This window comes from Streptomyces sp. NPDC050636, from assembly GCF_040654775.1.
In the GTDB taxonomy this organism is placed as follows: Bacteria; Actinomycetota; Actinomycetes; order Streptomycetales; family Streptomycetaceae; genus Streptomyces.
Window position 1 is genome coordinate 113,195 of the sequence record NZ_JBFAIP010000008.1, and the last position, 24,156, is coordinate 137,350.

A 24,156-nucleotide genomic window follows, 5' to 3' on the forward strand; every position below is an offset into this window, starting at 1 on the left:
TGTAGCGTGCTCTAGCGAAGACCGAGACCTTACCGCTTACACGCGGATCGATTCGACGGCGAGGACCGATGGCACCGACGCAGAGCCCACAGGGCCCGTCCGACCCTGAGGCCACCGGCTCCAATATCCCCGATTCACCGGAGATGTGGGGCAACGGCGGGCTTGTCGGCGATGGCCGCTACCGGCTCACGCGCCGGCTCGGCCGGGGCGGTATGGCGGAGGTGTTCGCCGCCGAGGACGTACGCCTGGGCCGCACCGTCGCCGTGAAGCTGCTGCGCTCCGACCTTGCCGAGGACCCGGTGTCCAAGGCCCGCTTCACGCGTGAGGCACAGTCCGTGGCCGGCCTGAACCACCACGCGGTGGTGGCGGTCTACGACTCCGGCGAGGACTTCGTCGGCGGCAACACCGTGCCGTACATCGTGATGGAGCTGGTCGAGGGCCACACCATCCGTGATCTGCTGCTCAACGCCGACGCTCCGCCGCCGGACCAGGCGCTGATCATCGTCTCCGGTGTGCTGGAGGCGCTGGCGTACAGCCACCAGCACGGCATCGTGCACCGTGACATCAAGCCGGCGAACGTGATCATCACGCACAGCGGCGCGGTCAAGGTCATGGACTTCGGCATCGCCCGTGCCCTGCACGGCGCGCAGTCCACGATGACCCAGACCGGCATGGTCATGGGCACCCCTCAGTACCTCTCCCCGGAGCAGGCGCTCGGCAAGACCGTCGACACCCGCTCCGACCTCTACGCCACCGGCTGTCTGCTGTACGAACTGCTGGCGCTGCGGCCGCCGTTCACCGGTGAGACTCCGCTTTCGGTCGTCTACCAGCATGTTCAGGACATGCCGGTGGCGCCGTCCGAGGTCGCCGAGGCGGTGCCGCCGGAGCTGGACGGCCTGGTCATGCGGTCGCTGGCCAAGGACCCCGACGACCGTTTCCAGACCGCGGAGGAGATGCGCGGCCTGGTCCAGTACTCGCTGCAGATGCTGAACGAGCTGGGCGGCCACACGGGCACCTGGAACACCGGGCCGGTCGCCGTGCACGAGGGCGGCAACACCCCGGCGATGGGTACTTCCGCCACCACCGCGCTGCCGCACCCGGACTCGGGGAGCACCAAGGCGAGCCCGATCCTGCCGCCCGGTATGCGGGCGGACGACGGCGGCTTCGACGGCGGGCCGCGGCGCTCCAAGAGCGGCCGCGGCAAGGTCTGGCTGATCGCCGCGCTCGCGGTGATCGCCATCGCGATGGGTGTGGCGGTCGCGATGCAGAACACCAAGGGGTCGGAAAAGAAGCAGGAGACGCCCACGACACAGTCTCCGTCGCCGTCGAAGGAAGACAAGACCACCGAGCCGCCGACGGAGGAGCCGACCACGCCGGAGACCCAGCCGGGCACTACGGACGGCGGCACCACGTACACCGAGCAGCCGACCGAGGAGCCCAGCACGCCGGAGACGTCCGAGCCGCCGACCTCGGAGCCGCCGACGTCCGAGCCGCCGACCTCGGAGCCGCCGACGTCCGAGCCGCCCACGACCACGGATCCCACCGACAGCAGCATCGGCGGTTCCATCGAGGGCACCGACGGCGGGGCCACCAGTGGCCAGGACACCGGCACGACCGAAGGCACGACCGGCTGATCCGGACGCCGATTCTCGGACGGCGGGCCGGGCACCAGGAATCCCTGGGCCCGGCCCGCCGTTCCGTTTACCTCGGTCAGCAGCCCGCGAACGCGTCCCGCACCGCCGCGTACTCGCGCGTCCACCACACCGCCAGGGCGGCCGCCGCCGGGAACTGCGGATCGGTGCGCCGGTCGCCCAGGCGGTAGCGCCAGGTGAGCATCCAGAAGTCGTTCAGCCGCTCCCACCACACCCGGTGCACGGCCGCCGCCAGCTCGTCGGCGCCGGCCCCGCAGGCGCTGCGGTAGGCGCCCGCGTACGCCGCCACCTTGGCCAGGTCGAGGGTGCCGCAGGGGCGTACGAAGAAGATCGCGGCGGCGCGTACCGCCTCCTCGGCGCGCGGCTGGACGCCCAGCCGGTCCCAGTCGACGATCGCGGCCGGCTCCGCGCCCCGGTAGAGCACGTTCAGCGGGTGGAAATCGCCGTGCACCCAGCCTGCGGCGGGCTCGGCGCCGGCCGCCGGGCGCCGGTGGGCCTGCCGTTCCAGCAGGCTCCTGCGCTCCAGCAGCCGGTGCTCGGCGAGCTCGTCGAAGCTGGTGCGGGGGCGGGCGCCGCGGGCCAGCGCCAGCAGCTCGTCGATCATCTCGAAGGTCCGTGCGGGATCGGCGGCGGCGTCTGCGTACGGCGGCTTCGGCGGGTACGGGGCATCCGCCATGACCTGCTCCAGGGCGGTGTGCACCAGGCCGAGAAGGGCGCCTAGCCGGCGGGACTGGCCGCGGGTCAGTGCGGCGCCGCCGAGGTGCCGGCCCTCGACCCACGGGTGCAGCGCGTAGCAGCGGCCGTCCAGGACGGTGACGGTGCGGCCGTCCGGGCCGGCGACCGGCGGGGCGACCGGCAGGCCGAGAGCGGCGAGCCGGAGGGTGGCGCGGTGCTGGCGGGTGATGGCGGTGCGGTCGCCGTCGAGATGGTGCTTGAGGAAGTAGCGGCCGCGGGTGGTGGCGAGGAAATATCCGTGGTTGAGCAGGCCCTCGGCGACCGGTTCGCACGACAGTGGTTCCCCGGCGCCGTCATAGCGGCGCAGCAGGGATCCGAGAGCGTGCCTGTCGGGCGTCGCCGCCGTCCGGGCTACAGATGAGCGCAGCACGCGCCAGATGTTAGATCAACCGCGCCAGGCGGAGTAGGTGTCGCGCAGAGCCTCACGCAGCGTGGTCGTTCGGGGGCGGTGTCACGCGGACTCCGCGTACCGGAAAACCGGCACGTCCGTGAGGTGATGCAGGGTCACGAACTCGGGCGCGATTCGGAGGAAGACCGGCTCGAAGGGTACTCCGTCGGCCAGCCGGGGAGTGCGGCCGAAGAGCGCGCGCTCGGCGGGGGCGGGGGTGGCGACCCGGGCGGTGCCGGTGAACTGCACCGACCAGGTGTCGCTCGCGCCGGTGTTGACGTTGTCCGCCTCGTACGCGACGACGCTGCCGTCCAGCGCCTGGTGGTAGCCGTAGCCGCGGTGCAGCCGCAGGGTCAGGCCTCCGTCCAGGACGAGATGCCGGGTGACGGTGGTGAAGGGCAGCGCCCGGCGGCTTGCCGACACCCGCCCGTAGGGGGTGCGGCTCAGCAGCTCGATGGCGCGGAATTCGTCCGAGGGCATGGTCCTCAGACTGCTGGTCGGGGTCGGCCGAAAGTAGGGGCCGGGGCCCCGAGAAGGCGGGACGTTGGTCCCGAATGCGGCACGTCATTTCGCTGGCACTGGGGCCGACTCTGGCGCTAAAGGCCTGGTCAGTGCCTGTTCAATGGCCGGTCAGTGTCCGCTCAGCGCTTTTCCGCCTGCATTCGCGCGACATACGCGGCGGCCTGGGAGCGGCGTTCCATGCCGAGCTTCGAGAGCAGGCTGGAGACGTAATTCTTGATCGTCTTTTCGGCAAGGTGCAGCCGTTCGCCAATGGCGCGGTTGGTCAGTCCTTCGCCGATCAGATCGAGGATCCTGCGTTCCTGCTCGGTGAGGTTGGCGAGCCGTTCGTCGCCGTTCGCGGTGTTGCCGTCGCGCAGCCGTTGCAGGACGCGGGCGGTGGCCACCGGGTCGAGCAGCGATTTTCCGGCCGCCACATCGCGTACCGCGGACAGCAGCTCACCGCCGCGAATGGCCTTGAGGACATAGCCGGCCGCGCCTGCCATGATCGCGTCGAAAAGCGCCTCGTCATCCGCGAACGAGGTGAGCATCAGGCAATTGATGTCCGCGTTCTGGGAGCGGATCTCACGGCATACCTCGACGCCGCTGCCGTCCGGCAGCCGGACGTCGAGTACCGCCACGTCGGGGCGGGTCGCGGGGATTCTGACCAGGGCGTCCGCGGCGGTTCCGGCCTCGCCGATGACCTCGATGTCCTCTTCGACCGACAGCATTTCGTGGACGCCGCGCCGGACGACTTCGTGGTCATCGAGCAGGAATACCGTGATTTTTCCATCTTCGGGCACGGGCCCAGTCTCACACACGAAGTCTTCCCGTGCTCCGGGTCACCGATATAACGTGCCGTTGTCCCGGCGGCCTGCAACGCTGTGACCAGGAGTTGTTCCCAGCCCTCGCGATTTACTTGGAAATCCAAGCAAAATCGCAGGTCAGCGCCGTTTCCACTTAGGCTTTGACAATGGGTAACGTGCAATGAGCAGGCCACTGTCCGGGGCGCTTTGTTCCACCCGGATCCGGCCCGTTCGCACACACCCCGTGCGCCGTATCGGATACCGGGTGAGCCGCAATACGGCCACCGGCGGACCCCGGGGGCCGGACAGACGGAGGAGCAGCACGTGACCGTGGAAGGCACTGCCCAGCGGAAAACCACCCGCGCCGGCAGCAAGCGCACCACCGCCAAGAAGGCATCGCAGGCCAACACGGCCGGCACTGCCAAGAAGGTCTCATCGTCGAAGGCCGGCACCAACGGCCCGACGGACCAGGCGGAGCAGGACCAGCTCGTACAACTGCTGACCCCGGAAGGGAAGCGGGTCGAGCACCCGGACTACGCGATCGACCTTTCCCCCGAAGAGCTGCGCGGTCTCTACCGCGACATGGTGCTGACGCGGAAATTCGACGCCGAGGCGACCACTCTCCAGCGTCAGGGCGAACTGGGCCTGTGGGCATCGCTGCTGGGCCAGGAGGCCGCTCAGATCGGCTCGGGCCGCGCACTGCGCGACGACGACTACGTCTTCCCGACCTACCGGGAGCACGGTGTGGCCTGGTGCCGCGGCGTCGACCCGGCGAACCTGCTGGGCATGTTCCGCGGGGTCAACCACGGCGGCTGGGACCCGAACAGCAACAACTTCCACCTCTACACCATCGTCATCGGTTCGCAGACGCTGCACGCGACCGGCTATGCGATGGGAGTGCAGAAGGACGGCGCGGATTCCGCGGTCATCGCGTATTTCGGTGACGGCGCCTCCAGCCAGGGCGATGTCGCCGAATCCTTCACCTTCTCCGCGGTCTACAACGCCCCGGTCGTCTTCTTCTGCCAGAACAACCAGTGGGCGATCTCCGAGCCCACCGAGCGGCAGACCCGCGTCCCCCTCTACCAGCGCGCCCGCGGCTACGGCTTCCCCGGCGTACGGGTCGACGGCAATGACGTCCTCGCCTGCCTGGCGGTGACCAAGGCGGCGCTGGAGCGGGCGCGCACGGGCCAGGGCCCGATGCTCATCGAGGCGTTCACCTACCGCATGGGCGCGCACACCACCTCCGACGACCCGACGAAGTACCGGGCCGACGAGGAGCGGCTGGCCTGGGAGGCGAAGGACCCGATCCAGCGGCTGCGGACGTATCTGGAGGCCGAGGGCATCGTCGACGACGCGTATCTCGCCTCGATCGACGAGGAGAGCGAGGCCCTGGGCAAGCGCGTCCGTGACGTCGTACGGGCGATGCCCGACCCGGACACCATGGCGATCTTCGAGAACATCTATGCCGACGGGCACGCGCTCGTCGATGAGGAGCGCGCGCAGTTCGCCGCGTACCAGGCGTCGTTCGCCGACGCCGATGCCGTCGCGGAGGGGAACTGACCATGGCCGTCTTCGAGAAGATCACCATCGCCAAGGCGATCAACGAGTCGCTGCGGACCTCCATGGAGGCCGACCCCAAGGTCCTGGTCATGGGCGAGGACGTCGGCAAGCTCGGCGGCGTCTTCCGCGTCACCGACGGCCTCCAGAAGGACTTCGGCGAGGACCGGGTGATCGACACCCCGCTCGCCGAGTCCGGCATCATCGGCACCGCGATCGGCCTGGCCCTGCGCGGCTACCGCCCGGTCGCCGAGATCCAGTTCGACGGCTTCGTCTTCCCCGCCTACGACCAGATCGTCACCCAGCTCGCGAAGATGCACGCGCGGGCGCTGGGCAAGGTCAAGGTGCCGGTCGTCATCCGCATCCCGTACGCGGGCGGCATCGGCGCGGTCGAGCACCACTCCGAGTCCCCCGAGGCGCTGTTCGCGCATGTCGCGGGCCTCAAGATCGTCTCGCCCTCGAATGCCTCGGACGCCTACTGGATGCTCCAGCAGGCCATCGCGGGCAACGACCCGGTCATCTACTTCGAGCCCAAGCGCCGCTACCACGACAAGTCGCGCCTGGACACCGAGGCGATCCCGGATCCGCTGCACAAGGCCCGGGTCACGCAGGCCGGTACGGATCTCACACTCGCCGCCTACGGGCCGATGGTGAAGGTCTGTACGGACGTCGCGAAGGTCGCGGCGGAGGAGGGCAAGTCGGTCGAGGTGCTGGACCTGCGCTCGATCTCGCCCATCGACTTCGACACGATCCAGTCCTCGGTCCAGAAGACCGGCCGCCTGGTCGTGGTCCACGAGGCCCCGGTCTTCTTCGGCAGCGGTGCGGAGATCGCCGCCCGCATCACGGAACGATGCTTCTACCACCTGGAGGCTCCGGTCCTGCGGGTCGGCGGCTTCCACGCCCCGTATCCGCCGTCCCGTCTGGAAGACGAGTACCTTCCGGGACTGGACCGGGTGCTCGACGCCGTCGACCGCGCGCTGGCGTACTGAGGGTTAGAGGAGAGTCGTGACCATGACTGCAAGTACCGCCGGCGCCCAGACGCAGCGTTTCCGCGAGTTCAAGATGCCCGACGTGGGCGAGGGGCTCACCGAGGGCGAGATCCTCAAGTGGTACGTCCAGCCGGGCGACACCGTCACCGACGGCCAGGTCGTGTGTGAGGTCGAGACGGCCAAGGCCGCCGTCGAACTGCCCATTCCCTACGACGGTGTGGTGCACGAGGTGAACTTCGGCGAGGGCGAGACCGTCGACGTCGGCACCGTGATCATCTCGGTGGACACCGACCCCGGTGCGGGGCCGGTCCAGGAGCAGCCCGCATCCGCGCCGAAGGCCGAGACCGGGCCCGCCGAGGAGGACGCGGAGCCGCAGGGCCGGCAGGCCGTGCTCGTCGGCTACGGCGCTGCCCCGTCCTCGACCAAGCGCCGTGCGCGCAAGCCGCAGCCCGGGGTGCCGGCGCAGCCGGAGCCGGTGAACGGCGGGCTGCAGGCGGAGCTCAACGGGCATACCGTCGCTGCTCCGGTGGCTCCGGCGCCGGTGGCCACCCCGTCCGGTGTGCGGCCGCTGGCCAAGCCGCCGGTGCGCAAGCTCGCCAAGGACCTCGGGATCGACCTGGCGGCGGTCGCGCCGACCGGGCCGGACGGCATCATCACCCGCGAGGACGTGCACGCGGCCGCCGCACCGGCTCCGGCGCCGTCGGTTGCCGCGCCGGTCGTCGAGGCGGCCGTCCCGGTCGAGGTGCCCGCTGCCGGCACCTTCGACGCCGCTGCCCGCGAGCGCCGGGTGCCGGTCAAGGGCGTACGGAAGGCCACCGCGCAGGCGATGGTCAGCAGCGCCTTCACCGCGCCGCATGTCACGGAGTTCATCACCGTCGATGTGACCCGCACGATGAAGCTCGTCCAGGAGCTGAAGCAGGACCCGGACATGGCCGGCCTGCGCGTCAACCCGCTCCTGCTGGTCGCCAAGGCCTTCCTGGTCGCCATCAAGCGCCACCCGGAGGTCAACGCGGCCTGGGACGAGGCGAATCAGGAGATCGTCTACAAGGACTACGTGAACCTCGGGATCGCGGCGGCCACCCCGCGCGGGCTGATCGTCCCGAACATCAAGGACGCGGGCGTCAAGACGCTCCCCCAACTCGCCGCGGAACTGGGCGAGCTGGTGTCCACCGCCCGCGAGGGCAAGACCTCACCGGCGGCGATGTCCGGCGGTACGGTCACCATCACCAATGTCGGCGTCTTCGGTGTCGACACCGGCACCCCGATCCTCAACCCGGGGGAGTCGGCGATCCTCGCCTTCGGCGCGGTCAAGCTCCAGCCGTGGGTCCACAAGGGCAAGGTCAAGGCGCGGCAGGTCACCACGCTGGCGCTGTCCTTCGATCACCGGCTGATCGACGGCGAACTGGGCTCCAAGCTCCTCGCGGATATCGCGGCGATTCTGGAGCGGCCGAAGCGGCTGATCACCTGGGGTTGATCCGGGATACGGGGCTGATCGGTACGAGGCGTCGTTTCACGTGAAACGACGCCTCGTTGCCCTCTGCCTGCGACTGCCGTGGCACGGCCGGTCGGTGGTCGAGCTGACCAGCCATGTCCTGCTGCCGATCAGTCGGCCCGGCATCCGCTTCGTGGTGATCGCCCCGGTCAACGTTCCGCCGGAGGGCATCAGCCCCGGATGAGCTCCACGGCGCGGCTGAAGTGCCCCACCGGCCCGTTCGGGCCGGACTGGTCGGCGTGCGCGGCACCGCGGGACAGCGTGGCGCCCGCCCACACGGCGGCGACGATCAGTGCCACCACGACGGCGTTCCGGGTGCGCCGGCCGGCGTTCGTCCTGGGCTGCATGGTCAACTCCCCTTGAATGGTGGAGCCTCCCGGCCCCTGCCTCCATTCACCCATGAGATCCGGGGCGATCCGTACGCGTCAGGTACGGACTCTCGTCAGACTTGAGTCTGATGCGTCGTCCCCCTTTCGACAGATGCGATCTGCGCCCGGTCCCTCTGAGGCGGGGTACGGAAAGGGTTTGCCCCCGTCGGCCCCGCTGTTTACCGTCGGCGCCATGAGCGACATGATCATCTGCGGTGGCACGACCATCCGGCGCTATCGGGCGGCCGACGCCGACACCGTGACGGATCTGTGGTCCCGGGCCTCGAAGCAGGCGCACCCGTTCATCGACGGGGAGGGCGAGTGCGAACGGGCGCGCACCCTCCGCGAGGTGTATCTCGTCCAGGCCGAGAACTGGGTCGCCGAGCGCGACGGCACCGTCATCGGGCTGCTCGGTCTGCTGCCGGGGCAGGCCGAGGGCGGGGTCGAGATCGGTGGGCTGTTTGTGGCACCCGAGGCCCAAGGGGGCGGCACCGGGCGGCAGTTGCTGGAGCATGCGGCGGAGCTGCACGGTGCGCTGACGCTGGAGGTCTTCGAGGGCAACGCGCGCGCCCGCCGCTTCTACGCGCACCTCGGCTTCACCGAGCGGGGGCGCCGGGTGGACGAGGAGACCGGCCATCCGCTGCTGGCCCTGCAGCGCGGTGCGCCGCTGAAGTCGGTGGGCTGGCTGCATCTGCGCGAGGGGCGGCTGCTGAGCGTACGGACACGGGGCAACGACACGTTCTATCTGCCGGGCGGCAAGTACGAGCCCGGGGAGACCGCGCGCGAGGCGCTGTCGCGCGAGCTCTCCGAGGAGCTCGGCCTGGTACTGCCCGCGGGGAAGCTGTCGGAGGCGTTCGTCATCCATGACGTTGCGCACGGCAAGGGCGGCCGTCGGCTGCATATGACCTGCTTCACGGGCGGGCCCCAGGACATCGCACCGGCCCCGGGTCGGGAGATCGCCGAGTACGCCTGGTTCGACCGCCAGGAGGCGCGCGAGCGGTGTGCCCCCGCGCACTGGCAGGTCGTGGACCGGCTGATCGCGCAGGGGCGGATGCCGGCCTGAGGTGTGTCCGGTGCGGCGGCCGGGCTCGCCCGCAGCGGAGGGGCGAGCCGCCGTAAAACCGGTCGGTCGGGCCATAAAAGAGCCTCTACCAGGACAAACTCCCCGATGATTGTCCGCATCGCGGAACGGTCGGGCGGACGCATACCTGTTGTATCTATGCTGTGCACATGTCGCCCGCCCCCGCTCCCACGCACACCGCCTCCGCCAAGCAGCCCCCCGCCGCCGAGCGGGTTTATGCGCATATCAAGGACGCCGTCCTGGACCGTCGCTACGAGGGCGGGATGCTGCTCACCGAGGGGGAGCTGGCGGAGGCCGTGGGTGTCTCGCGGACGCCGGTGCGGGAGGCGCTGCTGCGGCTGGAGGTCGAGGGGCTGATCAAGCTCTACCCGAAGAAGGGCGCGCTGGTGCTGCCGGTCTCCGCGCAGGAGATCACCGATGTCGTCGAGACCCGGCTGCTGGTGGAGAAGCACGCGGCGGCCAAGGCGGTGCCCGCGGGCGATGCGCTGATCGGCGAGCTGAGCGGGCTGCTGGAGACGATGCGGGAACAGGCCGCGTCCGGCGACCTGGCCGCCGTCTCCGTCACCGACCGGGCTTTCCACGCCGCCATCGTCCGCAGCGCCGGCAACCAGATCCTGGACCGGCTCTACGAGCAGCTGCGCGACCGGCAGCTGCGCATGGGCGTCGCCGTCATGCATGCGCACCCCGACCGGATCGCCAAGAACATCGCCGAGCACGGGGAGATCCTTCAGGCGCTGCGGGCCGGTGACGCGGACGCGGCGACCGAGGCCGTGCACCGGCACGTCAGCTGGGTCCGCAACCTCGCCCAGGGGGACGTGCGATGAGCGAGCGTGGCGTGGGGGTCCCCCCGGTCGGAGACTGGGGGAGAGTTATTGAGGGGTGCGCGCCTCGCGAATGCGGGGCCTCGCGAAGCGAGGTGTCGGCATGAGCGAGCGTAGCGAGCGAGTCATTGAGGGGTGCGCGCCTCGCGAATGCGGGGCCTCGCGAAGCGAGCTGTCGGCATGAGCGGGAGCGGAGGAATAGCGGGTGGGTCCGCCCGGCTGCTGTCCTCGGATCCGCCCGGCGGCCGGAAGGCCATGGCCGTCTGGGGTATCGGCGTCGCGGTCTACTTCGTCGCGATCACCTACCGCACGAGCCTGGGCGTGGCCGGCCTGGACGCCGCCGAGCGGTTCCACATCAACGCCTCGGCGCTGTCCACCTTTTCGATCCTGCAACTGCTCGTGTACGCGGGCATGCAGATACCCGTGGGCCTCCTGGTCGACCGGTTCGGTGCCAAGAAGGTGCTGACTCTCGGGGTCGTGCTCTACACCCTCGGCCAGTTCGGCTTTGCGCTCTCCGAGTCGTACGCCATGGCGCTCGGCTCCCGCGCGCTGCTCGGCTGCGGTGACGCGCTGACGTTCATCAGCGTGCTGCGGCTGGGCTCCCGGTGGTTTCCGGCCCGCCGCGGCCCGATGATCGCCCAGATCGCCGCGCTCGTCGGGATGGCGGGCAACCTGATCTCCACCCTCGTCCTCGCCCGGCTGCTGCACACCTTCGGCTGGACCCCGACCTTCGCCGCCAGCGCGGCCGGCGGCATCGTCGTTCTTGCCCTGCTGCTGGCCTTCCTCAAGGACCACCCCAAGGGCTTCGAACCGCCGCCCGCGCCCGTCGAGCACACCGGCGCCGCGTTCATCCGCCGCCAGATCGCGGACGCGTGGCGCGAGCCCGGTACCCGGTTGGGGATGTGGGTGCACTTCACCACCCAGTTCCCCGCGATGGTCTTCCTGCTGCTGTGGGGCCTGCCGTTCCTCGTCGAGGCGCAGGGCCTGTCCCGTGGCACGGCCGGTGAACTGCTCACCCTCGTGGTGCTCTCCAACATGGCCATCGGCCTGGTCTACGGCCAGGTCATCGCCCGTCACCACGCGGCCCGTACGCCGCTGGCGCTCGGCACCGTCGCGGCCACCGCCCTGATGTGGGCGCTCACCCTGTCCTGGCCGGCCGATCACGCGCCCATGGGGCTGCTGATCGCACTCTGTGCGGTGCTGGGTGCGTGCGGCCCTGCCTCGATGATCGGCTTCGACTTCGCCCGCCCGGCGAACCCGCCGGAGCGTCAGGGCACCGCCTCCGGCATCGTCAACATGGGCGGCTTCACCGCGTCGATGACGACCCTGCTCGCCGTCGGCGTGCTGCTGGACGCCACCGGCGACAACTACCGGATCGCCTTCGCCTCGGTCTTCGTGCTGGAGGCGATCGGCGTCTCGCAGATTCTGCGGCTGCGCCGTCGCGCGGTGCGACGCGAGCGGGAGCGGCTGGTCGTGAGCCGGGTCGAGGCCGTTCACGTCCCTGTGTGACGGCTCGGGGCGATGGATCGGCCAAGCCTGTTCAGGAGCATCTTGGCGGGGCCCCGAGCGCCCAGGAGCGCCATCTGGTGGCGCTCCAAGGCGCGGAATCCGGCGATGAGTTGGCCGAGGTATCGGCGGCGGCGTCGTTTCACGTGAAACAGCCCACCTCGCGCTGCCGGCCGGGCCACTCGTGGCCCCCACCCTCGGGTTCTCGCTACGGCGTGACCGCGAAGTGGTCCAGGATCGTCTCGGCCAGCTCGTGGTCGCCATCGATCTTGACCTGGTCGGCGACGGCCGCCGGGCGGACCCGGCCGCACGCCAGCCGCACAAAGGTGTCCCAGTCCAGGGCCAGTGTCACGGTCGGGCCGAGCGACACACTGCCGTTGATGGTGCCATTGCCCTCGGCGTCCACCCGGACCGTGCGCATGAACTCCACGGGGCCGCTGACATCGAAGACCACCACGGAATCGGCGGGCGCCTGCGCCCGCTTGGCGACGACGCCGGGCAGCACCTTCAGCAGCAGATCGCGCGTCACGTGCGCGCCGGGGGAGTCGAGATTGCCGGGCTTGCCGAGTGCCCGGCGCAGGTCCTGCTCATGTACCCAGACATCGAACGCCCGCTGCTGGAGTACGAACTCCAGCGTCCGGTCCTCGTCGAGCGGACTGCGCACCACGGCGTCCGGCTGGCGGGATTCGTTACGCAGCTGCCGGGAGCGGCGGATGACGGTGTATTCGAGCTCGCCGAGCATCTCCGGCGCGGTGTGGTGCCGACGGACGTCCACCTGCACCTCCATGCGGCGGGCGGACTCGGTGCGCACGTGGTAGAGGTCGCGCGGCAGCGTATGGATCGGACGTGGGTCGCCGAGCATCTCGCATTCCAGGCCGATGATGTGCGAGATGACATCGCGCACGGACCACCCTGGAAGGTCCGTCGCCCTGCTCCACTCGCCTTCGACGAGCGGCGTCACCAGCTCGGCTATCGCTTCTATGGAGTGCGTCCAGGCATCGATGGAGGACTGAAGGCTGGGATGGACGGTCACGGGACCCCTCGGACGGTTCGTACGCGGGCTGCTGTCTGTGCAGTTAAGTTACGCTGCGCACGGGCACCCCGGCAGTGCTTTCGGGGGACCATCGTAGGCGGATGTTTGACTGACGGCCCGGTTCGAAAGCTTAGGCGGTGGTACTGTGCGCGCCTCATTGATCCAGATTGGTGTGGACCCGGCGGAATCGGTCAATTCCCGGCGAGCGCGGGCGGCTTCGCTCGTCCGCGCGCAGGCGGGCAGCGACCTCGTCGTGCTTCCCGAGCTGTGGCCGGTGGGTGCTTTCGCCGCTGATCTCTTCGCCACCGAGGCGGAGCCGCTGACCGGTCCGACGCATGAGGCGATGGCGGCGGCCGCGCGGGACGCCGGGGTCTGGCTGCACGCCGGATCGATCGTCGAGCGGGCCCCGGACGGCATCCTCTACAACACCTCGCTGGTCTTCTCCCCCGACGGCCAACTCGTCGCGTCCTATCGCAAGATCCATCGCTTCGGCTTCGATCAGGGCGAGGCCGTGCTGCTGGGCGCCGGTGACCGCGTGGTCACGGTCGGCCTGCCGGAAACCACGCTGGGCCTGGCCACCTGCTATGACCTCCGCTTCCCCGAACTTTTCCGGCAGTTGGTGGCGGATGGTGCCCAGATGCTGGTCGTGCCCGCCGGCTGGCCGGCCCGCCGCCGTGCGCACTGGTCGCTGCTGGCCCGTGCCCGCGCCGTGGAGAACCAGACGTATGTGCTGGCCTGCGGCACCGCGGGTACCCACGCCGACGTCGAACAGGCAGGCCACAGCGTCGTCGTCGACCCCTGGGGCGAGGTGCTCGCCGAGGCCGGGCCGGACGAAGAGGTGCTGACCGTGGACCTCGATCCGGCCAAGGTCGGCAAGACCCGCGCCGACTTCCCCGTCCTCCGCGACCGCGTCCTGGGCCTCGACCGCCCCTGACGCGCAAACCGTATGTGGAGCGCGCGGTGAGCCCGGCCGGCGTCGTCCGGCGGCTTCTTGCCGACGGCGGCGGCCCTCAGGCCCTCAGTCCTCCCCGCGCTCCCGCTCCGCCAGCCGGATCACGCACACCGCGACGGCGATCAGCAGCGCCGGGTCCGTGTCCTCCCGAACGACGTTGACCGCGTAGGTGTCGCGCACGCTCAGCCAGCGCCGCGAGATCTCCGCGAGCAGTTCGCCCTCGTACTCGATCGCGAACTCCCGCTCCAGGATCCTGCCGCTGACGTCCAGCTCGGTGCCGTCCGCCAGCTCGACGCGGTAGTGGTTGCGCAGCAGTGACAGCCGCTTGCGCCTGATGGTGGCCAGCGGCTCGCCGTCCCGCTCGATGGTCATCGTGTCGCGCAGGCTGAGCATCTTCTTGCGGATGGTGACCAGTACCCGCCGCTCGGGATCCTTCAGCTCGAAGGTCTCCCGCAGCCGCAGCGCCTTCCCGTCCACGAGGAAGGCGTGCCGCCCGTGCTCGTCGTCGATCCAGTAGTCGTCGCCGATGCCGAAGATCCGGTCGCGGACCAGGTATTTTCCGGGGTGCGGGGGGCGTCCCCCGGGGGATTGCAGCATGCGTCAGGTGTTCCCCGGGGTCCCTGCGGAATGCGCACGCACCGGAGTGACGTTGAATGTCCACATGGCTTCACGTGCGCGCGTCCGGGCCCCCGAGCTGATCGGCAAGGGTGGCTGGCTGAACACCGGCAATAAGGATCTGACCCTCTCTGACCTGCGAGGACGCATTGTCGTCCTCGATTTTTGGACCTTTTGCTGTGTGAATTGTCTGCATGTCCTGGACGAGCTGCGGGAGCTGGAGGAGCGGCACCGCGACACCGTCGTGATCATCGGGGTGCACTCGCCGAAGTTCGTCCACGAGGCTGAGCACCAGGCGGTCGTGGACGCCGTCGAGCGGTACGGCGTCGAGCACCCGGTGCTGGACGATCCGGAGCTCGGCACCTGGAAGCAGTACGCGGTGCGGGCCTGGCCGACGCTCGTGGTGATCGACCCCGAGGGGTATGTCGTCGCCCAGCACGCCGGCGAGGGCCATGCGCACGCCATCGAGAAGCTCGTCGAGGAGCTGGAGGCCGAGCACGCGGCGAAGGGCACGCTGCGGCGTGGCGACGGCCCGTACGTGCCGCCCGAGCCGGTCGCCACCGACCTGCGCTTCCCCGGCAAGGCGCTGCGGCTGCCGGGAGGCACGTTCCTCGTCTCGGACACCACCCGGCATCAGCTCGTGGAGCTGGCGGCGGACGGCGAGCAGGTGCTGCGCCGGATCGGCAGCGGTGAGCGCGGGCTCACCCCGGACTCCTTCAACGAGCCGCAGGGCCTGGCGCTGCTCCCCGGGGGCAAGGTCGCCGTCGCGGACACCGTCAACCATGCGATCCGCGTCTTCGACCCGGAGACCGGCGCCTTGGAGACGGTGGCCGGCACCGGCAAGCAGTGGTGGCAGGGTTCGCCGACCTCGGGTCCGGCCCGCGAGGTGGACCTCTCCTCACCGTGGGACATCGCGTGGTGGCGGGACCAGCTGTGGATCGCGATGGCCGGGGTGCACCAGCTGTGGACGTACGACCCGGCCACCGGCACGGTCGGGGTCGCGGCCGGCACGACCAACGAGGGGCTGGTGGACGGCCCGGCCGCCGAGGCGTGGTTCGCGCAGCCCTCGGGGCTCGCGGCGGCCGGCGACCGGCTGTGGGTCGCCGACTCGGAGACCAGCGCGGTGCGGTGGGTGGAGCCCGATGAGGGCGGCGACGGATATGCCGTCCGGACAGCCGTCGGCACCGGCCTGTTCGACTTCGGGCACCGCGACGGCGCCGCCAGTCAGGCGCTGCTGCAGCACCCGCTGGGTGTGACGGCGCTGCCCGATGGCTCGGTCGCCATCTCGGACACGTACAACCATGCGCTGCGCCGCTTCGACCCGGCGAACGGCGAGGTGACGACGCTGGCGACGGATCTGCGGGAGCCGTCAGCCGCGGTGCTCGTCGACGACGACATCGTGGTGGTGGAGTCGGCCCGGCACCGGCTGACCCGGCTGCGGCTCCCCGAGGAGGCGGTACGCGTCGAGTCGGTGGCGCACCGCACCCAGCGCGCGGCCACCGAGGTCGGCCCCGGCACGCTCCGTCTCGACGTGGTCTTCCAGGCCCCGGCGGGCCAGAAGCTCGACACCCGCTACGGCCCGTCCACGCGGCTGCTGGTCAGCGCGACACCGCCGGAGTTGCTTGCGGACGGCGCGGGCGCGGGCAGCGATCTCGCGCGGGACCTGGTGCTCGCGGACGGTGTGACCGAGGGCGTGCTGCATGTCTCGGCGATGGCCGCGTCCTGCGACGACGCTGGGCCGGACAGCGGCTCCGCCGCGGGGGGAATCGAGTACTACCCAGCGTGCCATGTGCACCAGCAGGACTGGGGCGTTCCGGTGCAGATCGTCGACGGCGGGGTGGCCCGGCTCGGACTCGTGCTGGCGGGGCTGGACGCCGGGTAGCCGAGCCGGGCCTGCGGCCGGGCGGTGCGCCGGATGAGGTCGGCTACAGCCCGGCCTCCAGATTGGCGCCGTGGATGCTGAAGTTCCAGTTGGTGACCTTGGAGTTGCCGACGGAGATCGGCAGGCTGTTGTGGCCCTGGCCTGTCCCGAACTCGATGTCGGCCGACATGTTGGGCGAGGTGTCACTGTCGTCCACCCCGCCCATGAAGGTGACCCTCACGGTCTTCTTTTTGGTCCCCTTGGTGGCGGCGGTGGTGGTCGGGATGACCGCGTACGCCGAGCCCTTGGGGGGAACGGTGATGCTGGTTCCCAGCGTCTGATCGCCCTTCACCAGAGGCAAGGGCTTCGCGGCGTTGTTGAAGCGCAGCAGCGGTCCGTCGTAGAGCCTGCAGGGGCGGCTGGAGCTGTTGGCGAACTTCACGATCACGTGGTCCTTCGGGTTCGCGATCTGCGAGAACCGGACCTTGTACGTGCTGGGGAGGCAGGTGGTCGTCCTACGGGACGCGGCGCCCGCGCCCGCCCCCGCCGCTGCCCCGCCGCCACCGATGATCTTGTGCTTCTTGCTCTTGGACGATGACGACGACGAGGTCTTCTTCGACTTCTTGGATTTGCTGTTGCAGCCCGTCAGCGCGAGCGAGCCGCACAGTGCTAGGGCCAGCGCGGCGTACGCGGCAGAGCGGCGGCGGGAGCGGCTTGCGGTCATGGGTGGTTCCCCCAGTGAGATCACTGCGATCAGCGAAGCGTGTCTGTCATGGCACGGCCACGATATCGATTGCCGCCCGATACGCCAGGGTGGGTTCATAGACCGAGAATCGTCGCAGGTCAGCAGGGGTGAACTCGGTCAAGATCAGTCCGGGCAGCTGGGTAGCGAGGTGTTCTCCAGCTGTTCCGGCCGGATTCGGATGCCCGGCACCCACGCCTGCTCGCGGCCGTTGTCGACCCGGAACCAGATGCTGCTGTGCCCGCCCACCTCATCGGTCACCGTGATGCCGTTGGCGACGCGGCAGACGGCGTGCAGCACATCGTCGTGCCAGACATGGCCGGCGACGTTGGAGCGGCGATAGGGCATGAACGGGTCGCGGGCGAGGCCGAGCGCGCAGTCCTCGGTGTGCTTGTGCTGACAGGCCTTTTCGACATTGTTGACGGTGATCCGGGCGGTGCCGGTGCCCGACGCGGAGGCCTGCGAGCCCTGCACGCCCTGTGCCTGGCCGCCGTTCGTCGATCCGCCCGTCGATCCGTCCCCGTCCGAGCCGGTCAGTGCCGGCACGGCGAATGCGGCGGCGGCGAGGACGGCGGCGGTGCCGAGCCCGGCGAACACCAGCCTCAGCCGACGCCGGACGGGCGGTACTTCGGACGCGTCCCCCGAGGGCGCGGGCTCCACGTCGGCCTGCTCCGTATCCGTCCGGCTACCGCGCTCTCCCCCGTCCGCCGCCTCGTTGGCGCGGTGCAGCAGCTCGACGAGGGCGGGCAGCCGGTCTTCGCCCGTGAAGGAGAGCTTGCACCACTGCACCAGGAGGCGTTCGTCGGGCAGGCTCTGACCGCGCAGATAGCGCGAGAGGGAGGAGCGGCTGGCGGGCAGCCTGCCTTCCAACTCCTTGAGGCTGTAGCCCAGTTCGCCGTGCATACGGCGCAGCGCGGCGACGAAATCCCGTATGGGTCCGGAGAGTTCGTCGGGGAGAGGAGCCAGTGGTTTACGGCGGGCATTTGCGGCGTGGTTCGGATTGCCAGGCACGTCTCGCATTCCAGCACAGCGGACATGCGCGCGCGAGGGGCACTTCCGCTCCCCTGTGGCGGAAGTGCCCCTCGTTACACGATCCGGATCGGACCCGGATCAGTCCATGAAATTTCTGCCCTTGATCACGTTCCTGGTGAGGTGCGGCGGGCTCAGTCGCCGAACTTCACGGGACGGTACGGCTTGAACTCCGCGTCGCCGCCCGGCAGTCCGTACGTCAGCGTCCGGTGATCGGTCCCGTGGCCGCCACGCTGCTCGAAGGCGGTGTACGAGGAGTGCGCGTCGTTGTTCCACTTCTCGAAGATCACGACATGGCGGTTGTTGTTGTCGCCGGCGGCGTCGATGAGCAGGTCACCGGGGGTCAGCTCGCCCAGCGAGATGGGACGGGTGATGTTGCGGTCGGTCGCGAGGCCCACGGTGTTGGTGCCGGGCGTCGGCAGACCGAGCGCCATCGACACATAGCCCGAGCAGTCCTGGCGGTAGCCGTCCTTCCAGACCTTGGCCTGGCTGTACGGGACCTGGGCACCGTTGTTGGCGGTGAGCCAGGTGGCGGCGCGGTTGAGCATCTCCTGCCGGGAGCCGCCGGGCTGCGGGGGCTGCGGGCTGCCCTGGACCGGTACGCCCGGCAGCCGGTCCTCCGGGATGTCCACCGCGACGACGCTGAGGAAGCCGGTCACCGGGCCGGTGATATGGGCCATGTACGTCGAGCAGGCGCTGCCCTCGCACACCTTGCGGCCGGTGTCGACCTGGTAGTCCGCGGTGATCCGGTCCTGCCCGGGGGCGGACTTGTTGATCATTCCCACGGAGGGCGAGTTGATGTCCGCGGTGGCGTGCACCACCCAACGGGTGCCCCAGGTGGGGAAGTCGGCGGCCGCGGCCTTGCGTATGGCGCCGGTGTTCGCGGCGCGGGCGGTGAGTGCGGAGACGGTGTCGCGGGAGAGCGCGGTCTTGGTCGCCGCATGCCCGCGGCCGGCCGCTGCGTCGGACGCCTCGCCGCCGTGGGCGAATCCCGCGAACCCGGCGACGCCGATGCCGGCCGCGGCGACCGCGGGGAGCACCTTGCGCAGCATGGTCCTGCGGAGGGGGGAGCGGCCCCTGTGGGCTCCGCCGCCCGTGCTCTCCAGGGTCTCCGTGGGATTTGTGGTGTCTGCCGTATGCGTGGTCCTGTGCTCGTACATGCCGATTCCCCTCCACGGCTGGCTGATTGGTGCCGCCCGGCCGGACGGCGTTTCACGTGAAACGTCGCCGGATGGTCTGGTCGCGGCGACGGGAACCATCGTGTGGCGGGGTACGGCAGCCGGCCCGAGGTTTCTTGTCCCGTGGGACGTCCCGCCCGTGCGCACGGCTGTGACCTGCGAAGACGTAAGAGAAGCGGGCTGAGCGCGGGACATCGGACGCCGGTCGGTGGGACATGACGGGACGGCCCGCCGCATGGGGAGCCGTCCGGACACGCCAAAGGGCGCCCGCTAGGGGGTACGGGCGCCCTGGTTCATGGGGTTACCGGTAGGTGATCTACCGCGGGTGGCTTACCAGTTGGCGGCGTCACTCGGATTCGGCTGCCAGTACGTCACCCATGCGCTGTCATCGACATACGCCGAGCCTCCCGGCAGCGCCACGTTCGCCGAGCCGCCGATGCTGCCCCTGCCGTCGCGGCCGGGGAGACTGACCGTCAGCGAAGTCATCTTGAGGCCGTTGTCGCCGGAGCCATCGGCGGCGGAGGTCATCACCGCGGCGTAACCGGACTCGCCGGGGGCGAGGGTCACCACGGCCTGCGGCTTGCTCTCTGGGAGGTCGGCCAGCGGGGCCTGCGCGTCGTCGAACTTCAGGAACGGGTAGCCGTAGAGATCGCAGCTGGCACCGGTGGTGTTGGTGGCCTCAAGCAGCAGGTGGTTGATGGGCCGGGTCAGCGGCTTCGCCACGATACGGATCTTGGCGGCGTCGCAGGCGGGATGCGGGGTGGTGTCGGGCGCCCGGACGCTGTGACCGTTGGTGACGCCGTCTGTCCCGGTGGCGTTGCCGATGTGGCCGGCCGACGCAGGCTCCGCCTCGGCCGCCATCTGAGAGGTCGGGTGGAACGGCTTGGCCGGTGCCGTCTTGAGCGCGTCCTCCTCGCTGCTGCACGCGGTGAGGGAGAGCGCAGCGACGGCGGTCAGCCCGGCCATGGCGATCCGCAGCGTACGGCGGCGGACGATCCGGCCGGTGCGGGCAGTACGAGCGGTGCTGGCGGTGGTGTCGGTGCGCGGCATTCCCGGCCTCCCCGGTAGGCGGTACGTCCTGCGGAACGTCCTACGGCGCGTTCCTGTGGTCTGAGCAGTCCCGTGGTCTGAGCAGTCCTGCGTTCTGTCCACAAGGTTGCCGCCCGCCGCTGCCGTATCACTAACGCTCGCCTAACGTCCCGCGGGAGTCGCACGCCAAAGCCCGCCGAGGTGCGTCGCACCGCGGCCGGTCACTCCGCCACGCCACCCCCGCGGCCGTCACCCCGCTCATCCCGCGCGAACAACTGCGTGAGCGTGCTGATCGTGTAGACATCGGTGGCCTCTTCGTCCACCAGGTGCATCTCCGCGAGCCGGTCCAGGCCGTCCTGCGTACGCTCCGGGTCGTACCCGGCGAGCGCCGCCGCCACAGAGGCGTTGAGGTGTCCGTCCGCGCTGGTCGCCAGCGCGCTGAGCAGCCGTGCATCGTCGGCCGACAGCCGGGCGACGGACATCCGCAGCGCCGCCGCGATGCCGGTGTCCTCCGCCGACAGCAGCGCCAGGCGCCGCCGTTCATCGCGCAGCGCGGCGGCGAGCCGGGCCAGCCGCCAGCGCGGCCGGGCGGTCAGCTGGGCGGCGGCGGCCCGCAGCGCCAGCGGCAGACCGTCGCACAGATCGACGAGTTCGCGTGCGGCGGCCGGGTCCTCGGCGACCCGCTCGGAGCCGAGCATCGCGCCCAGCAGCGCCGCCCCCTCCTCGTGGCCGAGCACCTGGAGGCCGACCGGCCGGGCGCAGTCGGTGGCGACCAGGCCGTCCAGCCGGCTGCGGCTGGTGACGACCGTGGCGCAGTGCGGGCCGCCCGGCAGCAGCGGCCTGACCTGCGCCGAGTGGCGGGCGTTGTCCAGGACGACCAGCAGTCGGCGTTCCGCGACCAGCGACCTGAACAGCGCCGAGGCGGCCTGCGCGGAGGTGGGCACCCGCTCCGGCGGAGTGCCGAGCGCGAGCAGGAAGTCGCGCAGGATCTCGGCCGGCGGCGCCTCGTCGCCCTCGCCGAAGCCACGCAGATCGGCGAAGAGCTGGCCGTCCGGGAAGGCCGCAGCATGCAGATGCGCCCACTGCACGGCGCATGCGGTCTTGCCCACGCCGGCCGGTCCCGCCACCACCGCGAGCGGGCTCTCACCGGTCGTACGGTCGGTCAGTGCGTCGGTCAGCGCGGCGAGTCGGTCCTCCCGGCCCAGGAAGCGGGCGGGCGGCCTGGGCAGCAGCCGCGGCGCCGCTCCGGCCCGCACGGCCCCGGCCCGGACACCGGCCGCACCGGGCGCACCGGTCGTCGGTCCCTCCGTATCAAGAGAGACGCCGCCACGTGAGGTCTCACGAGAGGACGTCTCACGAGAGACGCCCGTCCCAGCGCCGCCCCCCTGCGCGGGCACCCGCCCGCGCTCACCGGCCACCGGATGCGCCACACCGGCCGCCGGGCCGGGCCGACCGGCCGCCACGGATCGCCCGCCGGCGGCTGTGGCCCCCGCCTTGCGCCCGCTCGCCGCCTCCGCCCGCAGAATCTCCTCGTACGCGCCGCTCAGCCGCTCGCCGGGATCGACGCCCAGCTCCTCGTTGAGCAGCCGACGGGTGCGGTGGAACCACTCCAGCGCGTCGGACTGCCGCCCCGTACGGAACAGCGCCCGCATCAGCGCCGCGATCAGCCCTTCCCGCAAAGGGTGGTTGACCGCGGCGGAGTAGAGGATGGCCGCGGCCTGCTCATGCTCGCCGAGCGCGCTGTGCGCCCGCGCCAGCGCCTCGACGGCCGTCAGCCGGCGCTCCTCCAGCGCATGCGCGGCGGCCGCGAACGGCGGGCTGGTGACGGTGCCGGTCAGTGCCGGGCCGCGCCACAGCCCCAGCGCCTCGCGCAGCAGCGGTACGGCGTCGGCCGGCGCCGCCTCGGGCCGTGCCAGCGTCACCAGCTCCCCGAACCGGTGGGCGTCGATCAACTCCTCGGGCAGCCGCAGCAGATACGCGGAGCCATGTGTGGTGAGCTCGATGCCGTACCCGTCGGCGCCGCCCTCGGCGAGCGTCGCGCGCAGCCGTGAGACATGCCCCTGTACGACCGTGCGGGCGTGCTCGGGTGGCTCGTCCTCCCACAGGGAGTCGATCAACTGCTCCAGGGGGACGGTGGTGTTGGGCTGCAACAGCAGCAGCGCCAGCACACTGCGCCGCTTGGCCGGCCCGAGCGACAGCTCCCCGGAGCCGGTCGTCACGGCGATCGGGCCCAGCAGTGAGAATTCCAACTCAGCACTCCAGGAAGGCCGTCAGGGCATTCGCCAGCAGATACGGGTCCTCGGCGCCGCACAGTTCGCGCGCCGAGTGCATGGAGAGGATCGCGACGCCGATGTCGACGGTCGCGATGCCGTGCCGGGCGGCGGTGATCGGCCCGATCGTCGTCCCGCACGGCATCGCGTTGTTGGACACGAAGGACTGCCATGGCACGCCTGCCCGCTCGCAGGCCGCCGCGAACACCGCCCGCCCGCTGCCGTCCGTCGCATACCGCTGGTTGACGTTCACCTTGAGGATCGGGCCGCCGTTGGGCATCGGGTGATGGCCCGGCTCGTGCCGCTCGCTGTAGTTGGGGTGCACGGCGTGCCCGGTGTCGGACGACAGGCACACGGTGCCGGCGAAGGCCCGCGCCCGGTCCTCGTACGAGCCGCCGCGCGCGTAGACAGAACGTTCCAGCACCGTGCCGAGCAGCGGGCCGTCCGCGCCGGTGTCCGACTGGCTGCCGCTCTCCTCGTGGTCGAAGGCGGCCAGCACCGGGATGGTGGTCGGCTCGCGGTCGCTGGCGGCGGTCGCGGCGAGCGCGGCCGTACCGGCGTGCACGGACAGCAGATTGTCCATCCGCGGCCCCGCGACCAGCTCGCGGTCACGCCCGAGGTAGGCGGGCGGCTCGACGCTGTGCACCATCAGGTCCCAGCCCCGCACCTCCCCGGCCGCGACCCCGATCTCCTGCTCGACGAACGCGATCAGCTCGCCCTCGGCCACGTTGCCCAGGCCCCAGATCGGCGTCATGTGCCGCTGTTTGTCCAGCTTCAGACCGTCGGTGTTCACCGTCCGGTCGAGGTGCACGGCCAGCTGCGGCACCCGCAGCAGCGGCCGGTCGACATGCACCAGCCGGTCGCTGCCGTCCCGCAGCGTCACCCGGCCGCTCAGCCCGAGGTCGCGGTCGAGCCAGGTGTTGAGCAGCGGGCCGCCGTAGACCTCCACGGCGATCTGCCGCCAGCCGCGCGCACCGGTGTCCGGAATCGGCTTGACCCGTAGATTGGGAGAGTCGGTATGAGCCCCCACAATCCGGTACGGAGTCGTCGCGCCGGCGCCCTCCGGCACATACCACGCGACGATCGCGCCGCCCCGCAGCACGTACTTCCCGCCGCTCTCCCCGTCCCATGCGTCGGTCTCCGCGACCTGCCGGAAACCGGCCTTCTCCAGCCGCTCCGCCGCGTTCGCCACCGCGTGGTACGGCGACGGACTGGCCGCGAGAAAGGACATGAGGTCGTCGGTGTGGCCGCGATCGAAGCGGGCGGAGTGGCTCATGCCTTCAGCATAAGGAGCCGCACCCCGCATTCCCCGTGCCCGTGCAACGTAATGCCGCTCCCTTCCGGCCAGGAATTCGTGCAACCGACATCGAATTCCCGGTCGGAACCAAAGATTCCGGCCACCCGGGCGGCCGCACCGGGCTCCGCGCACACAACGAAGCCCGCCTCCCCGGGGGAAGGGAGGCGGGCACCGTCATTGTGGACGCCGATTCTGAGAGACCTCTAAGAACGTGCTGTCAGCGCATCGCGCAAAGAGGTGGAAGGCTCGTCGGAAAC

Annotated in this window: 22 protein-coding genes; 10 read left to right on the top strand and 12 right to left on the bottom strand. The window is 70.6% G+C overall.

The window, feature by feature from the left end; all coding sequences use genetic code 11:
- The first annotated feature begins 68 nt into the window (after positions 1 to 68).
- Entirely contained in the window at positions 69 to 1,634 is a 1,566-nt protein-coding gene (locus AB0I10_RS10960) for a protein kinase (RefSeq protein WP_363152063.1), read from the top strand.
- A 76-nt stretch (positions 1,635 to 1,710) separates the two neighbouring features.
- On the opposite strand, the gene AB0I10_RS10965 is transcribed toward AB0I10_RS10960, so the two are convergent.
- From AB0I10_RS10965 to AB0I10_RS10975, 3 genes are all read right to left on the bottom strand, one after another.
- Entirely contained in the window at positions 1,711 to 2,757 is a 1,047-nt protein-coding gene (locus AB0I10_RS10965; RefSeq protein ID WP_363152064.1) for a phosphotransferase, read from the bottom strand.
- 81 nt (positions 2,758 to 2,838) lie between these two features.
- Positions 2,839 to 3,255 carry a pyridoxamine 5'-phosphate oxidase family protein gene (locus tag AB0I10_RS10970; RefSeq protein ID WP_363152065.1) on the bottom strand — a complete coding sequence of 139 codons (417 nt, stop codon included), beginning with the start codon at positions 3,253 to 3,255 and terminating at the stop codon, positions 2,839 to 2,841.
- A 161-nt stretch (positions 3,256 to 3,416) separates the two neighbouring features.
- The gene (locus AB0I10_RS10975; RefSeq protein WP_363152066.1) at positions 3,417 to 4,076 is read right to left on the bottom strand and encodes a response regulator transcription factor; all 660 of its coding nucleotides are present in this window, start codon (positions 4,074 to 4,076) and stop codon (positions 3,417 to 3,419) included.
- 327 nt (positions 4,077 to 4,403) lie between these two features.
- Here AB0I10_RS10975 and pdhA point away from each other — a divergent pair, with 327 nt between their 5' ends.
- From pdhA to AB0I10_RS10995, 4 genes are read left to right on the top strand one after another with little or no spacing between them, the layout of a single operon-like run.
- Positions 4,404 to 5,639 carry a pyruvate dehydrogenase (acetyl-transferring) E1 component subunit alpha gene (gene pdhA, locus AB0I10_RS10980; RefSeq protein WP_363152067.1) on the top strand — a complete coding sequence of 412 codons (1,236 nt, stop codon included), beginning with the start codon at positions 4,404 to 4,406 and terminating at the stop codon, positions 5,637 to 5,639.
- A gap of 2 nt (positions 5,640 to 5,641) precedes the next feature.
- On the top strand, positions 5,642 to 6,625 hold the full coding sequence (locus AB0I10_RS10985) for an alpha-ketoacid dehydrogenase subunit beta (protein ID WP_363152068.1): 984 nt from the start codon (positions 5,642 to 5,644) through the stop codon (positions 6,623 to 6,625).
- Between the two features lie 22 nt (positions 6,626 to 6,647).
- A complete protein-coding gene (locus tag AB0I10_RS10990) occupies positions 6,648 to 8,099 on the top strand; it encodes a dihydrolipoamide acetyltransferase family protein (RefSeq protein WP_363152069.1) in 1,452 nt (483 codons plus the stop codon).
- A 40-nt stretch (positions 8,100 to 8,139) separates the two neighbouring features.
- Positions 8,140 to 8,301, top strand: a complete 162-nt coding sequence (locus AB0I10_RS10995) for a hypothetical protein (protein WP_363152071.1) — start codon at positions 8,140 to 8,142, stop codon at positions 8,299 to 8,301.
- Here AB0I10_RS10995 and AB0I10_RS11000 read toward each other — a convergent pair.
- A complete protein-coding gene (locus AB0I10_RS11000) occupies positions 8,288 to 8,464 on the bottom strand; it encodes a hypothetical protein (RefSeq protein ID WP_363152072.1) in 177 nt (58 codons plus the stop codon). The genes AB0I10_RS10995 and AB0I10_RS11000 overlap by 14 nt on opposite strands.
- 214 nt (positions 8,465 to 8,678) lie before the next feature.
- On the opposite strand from AB0I10_RS11000, the gene AB0I10_RS11005 reads away from it, so the two are divergent.
- The 3 genes from AB0I10_RS11005 to AB0I10_RS11015 all read left to right on the top strand — a co-directional run bounded on the left by AB0I10_RS11005 (position 8,679) and on the right by AB0I10_RS11015 (position 11,896).
- Positions 8,679 to 9,548 carry a GNAT family N-acetyltransferase gene (locus AB0I10_RS11005; RefSeq protein WP_363152073.1) on the top strand — a complete coding sequence of 290 codons (870 nt, stop codon included), beginning with the start codon at positions 8,679 to 8,681 and terminating at the stop codon, positions 9,546 to 9,548.
- Positions 9,549 to 9,715: 167 nt separating this feature from the next.
- A complete protein-coding gene (locus tag AB0I10_RS11010) occupies positions 9,716 to 10,390 on the top strand; it encodes a GntR family transcriptional regulator (RefSeq protein ID WP_363152074.1) in 675 nt (224 codons plus the stop codon).
- A gap of 252 nt (positions 10,391 to 10,642) precedes the next feature.
- Positions 10,643 to 11,896, top strand: coding sequence for an MFS transporter (locus tag AB0I10_RS11015; protein WP_363152125.1), 1,254 nt, complete (start codon positions 10,643 to 10,645; stop codon positions 11,894 to 11,896).
- A 205-nt stretch (positions 11,897 to 12,101) separates the two neighbouring features.
- On the opposite strand, the gene AB0I10_RS11020 is transcribed toward AB0I10_RS11015, so the two are convergent.
- Positions 12,102 to 12,926 carry a maleylpyruvate isomerase family mycothiol-dependent enzyme gene (locus AB0I10_RS11020; protein WP_363152075.1) on the bottom strand — a complete coding sequence of 275 codons (825 nt, stop codon included), beginning with the start codon at positions 12,924 to 12,926 and terminating at the stop codon, positions 12,102 to 12,104.
- 145 nt (positions 12,927 to 13,071) lie between these two features.
- Between AB0I10_RS11020 and AB0I10_RS11025 the strand changes: the two genes are divergently transcribed.
- On the top strand, positions 13,072 to 13,860 hold the full coding sequence (locus AB0I10_RS11025; RefSeq protein WP_363152076.1) for a carbon-nitrogen family hydrolase: 789 nt from the start codon (positions 13,072 to 13,074) through the stop codon (positions 13,858 to 13,860).
- A gap of 84 nt (positions 13,861 to 13,944) precedes the next feature.
- Here AB0I10_RS11025 and AB0I10_RS11030 read toward each other — a convergent pair whose 3' ends face one another.
- Positions 13,945 to 14,475, bottom strand: a complete 531-nt coding sequence (locus AB0I10_RS11030; RefSeq protein WP_363152077.1) for an LURP-one-related family protein — start codon at positions 14,473 to 14,475, stop codon at positions 13,945 to 13,947.
- Positions 14,476 to 14,539: 64 nt separating this feature from the next.
- On the opposite strand from AB0I10_RS11030, the gene AB0I10_RS11035 reads away from it, so the two are divergent.
- Positions 14,540 to 16,375, top strand: coding sequence for an NHL domain-containing thioredoxin family protein (locus AB0I10_RS11035; RefSeq protein ID WP_363152078.1), 1,836 nt, complete (start codon positions 14,540 to 14,542; stop codon positions 16,373 to 16,375).
- 43 nt (positions 16,376 to 16,418) lie between these two features.
- Here AB0I10_RS11035 and AB0I10_RS11040 read toward each other — a convergent pair whose 3' ends face one another.
- The 6 genes from AB0I10_RS11040 to AB0I10_RS11065 all read right to left on the bottom strand — a co-directional run bounded on the left by AB0I10_RS11040 (position 16,419) and on the right by AB0I10_RS11065 (position 23,878).
- On the bottom strand, positions 16,419 to 17,078 hold the full coding sequence (locus AB0I10_RS11040; RefSeq protein WP_363152079.1) for a DUF4232 domain-containing protein: 660 nt from the start codon (positions 17,076 to 17,078) through the stop codon (positions 16,419 to 16,421).
- Between the two features lie 144 nt (positions 17,079 to 17,222).
- A complete protein-coding gene (locus AB0I10_RS11045; protein ID WP_363152080.1) occupies positions 17,223 to 18,116 on the bottom strand; it encodes a helix-turn-helix transcriptional regulator in 894 nt (297 codons plus the stop codon).
- Positions 18,117 to 18,259: 143 nt separating this feature from the next.
- Entirely contained in the window at positions 18,260 to 19,285 is a 1,026-nt protein-coding gene (locus AB0I10_RS11050; protein WP_363152081.1) for a hypothetical protein, read from the bottom strand.
- A gap of 348 nt (positions 19,286 to 19,633) precedes the next feature.
- Complete coding sequence (locus tag AB0I10_RS11055) at positions 19,634 to 20,353, bottom strand: DUF4232 domain-containing protein (protein ID WP_363152082.1); 720 nt, start codon at positions 20,351 to 20,353, stop codon at positions 19,634 to 19,636.
- 200 nt (positions 20,354 to 20,553) lie between these two features.
- Positions 20,554 to 22,581 carry a BTAD domain-containing putative transcriptional regulator gene (locus AB0I10_RS11060; protein WP_363152083.1) on the bottom strand — a complete coding sequence of 676 codons (2,028 nt, stop codon included), beginning with the start codon at positions 22,579 to 22,581 and terminating at the stop codon, positions 20,554 to 20,556.
- Between the two features lies 1 nt (position 22,582).
- Positions 22,583 to 23,878, bottom strand: coding sequence for a M18 family aminopeptidase (locus AB0I10_RS11065; protein ID WP_363152084.1), 1,296 nt, complete (start codon positions 23,876 to 23,878; stop codon positions 22,583 to 22,585).
- Positions 23,879 to 24,156 lie beyond the last annotated feature (278 nt).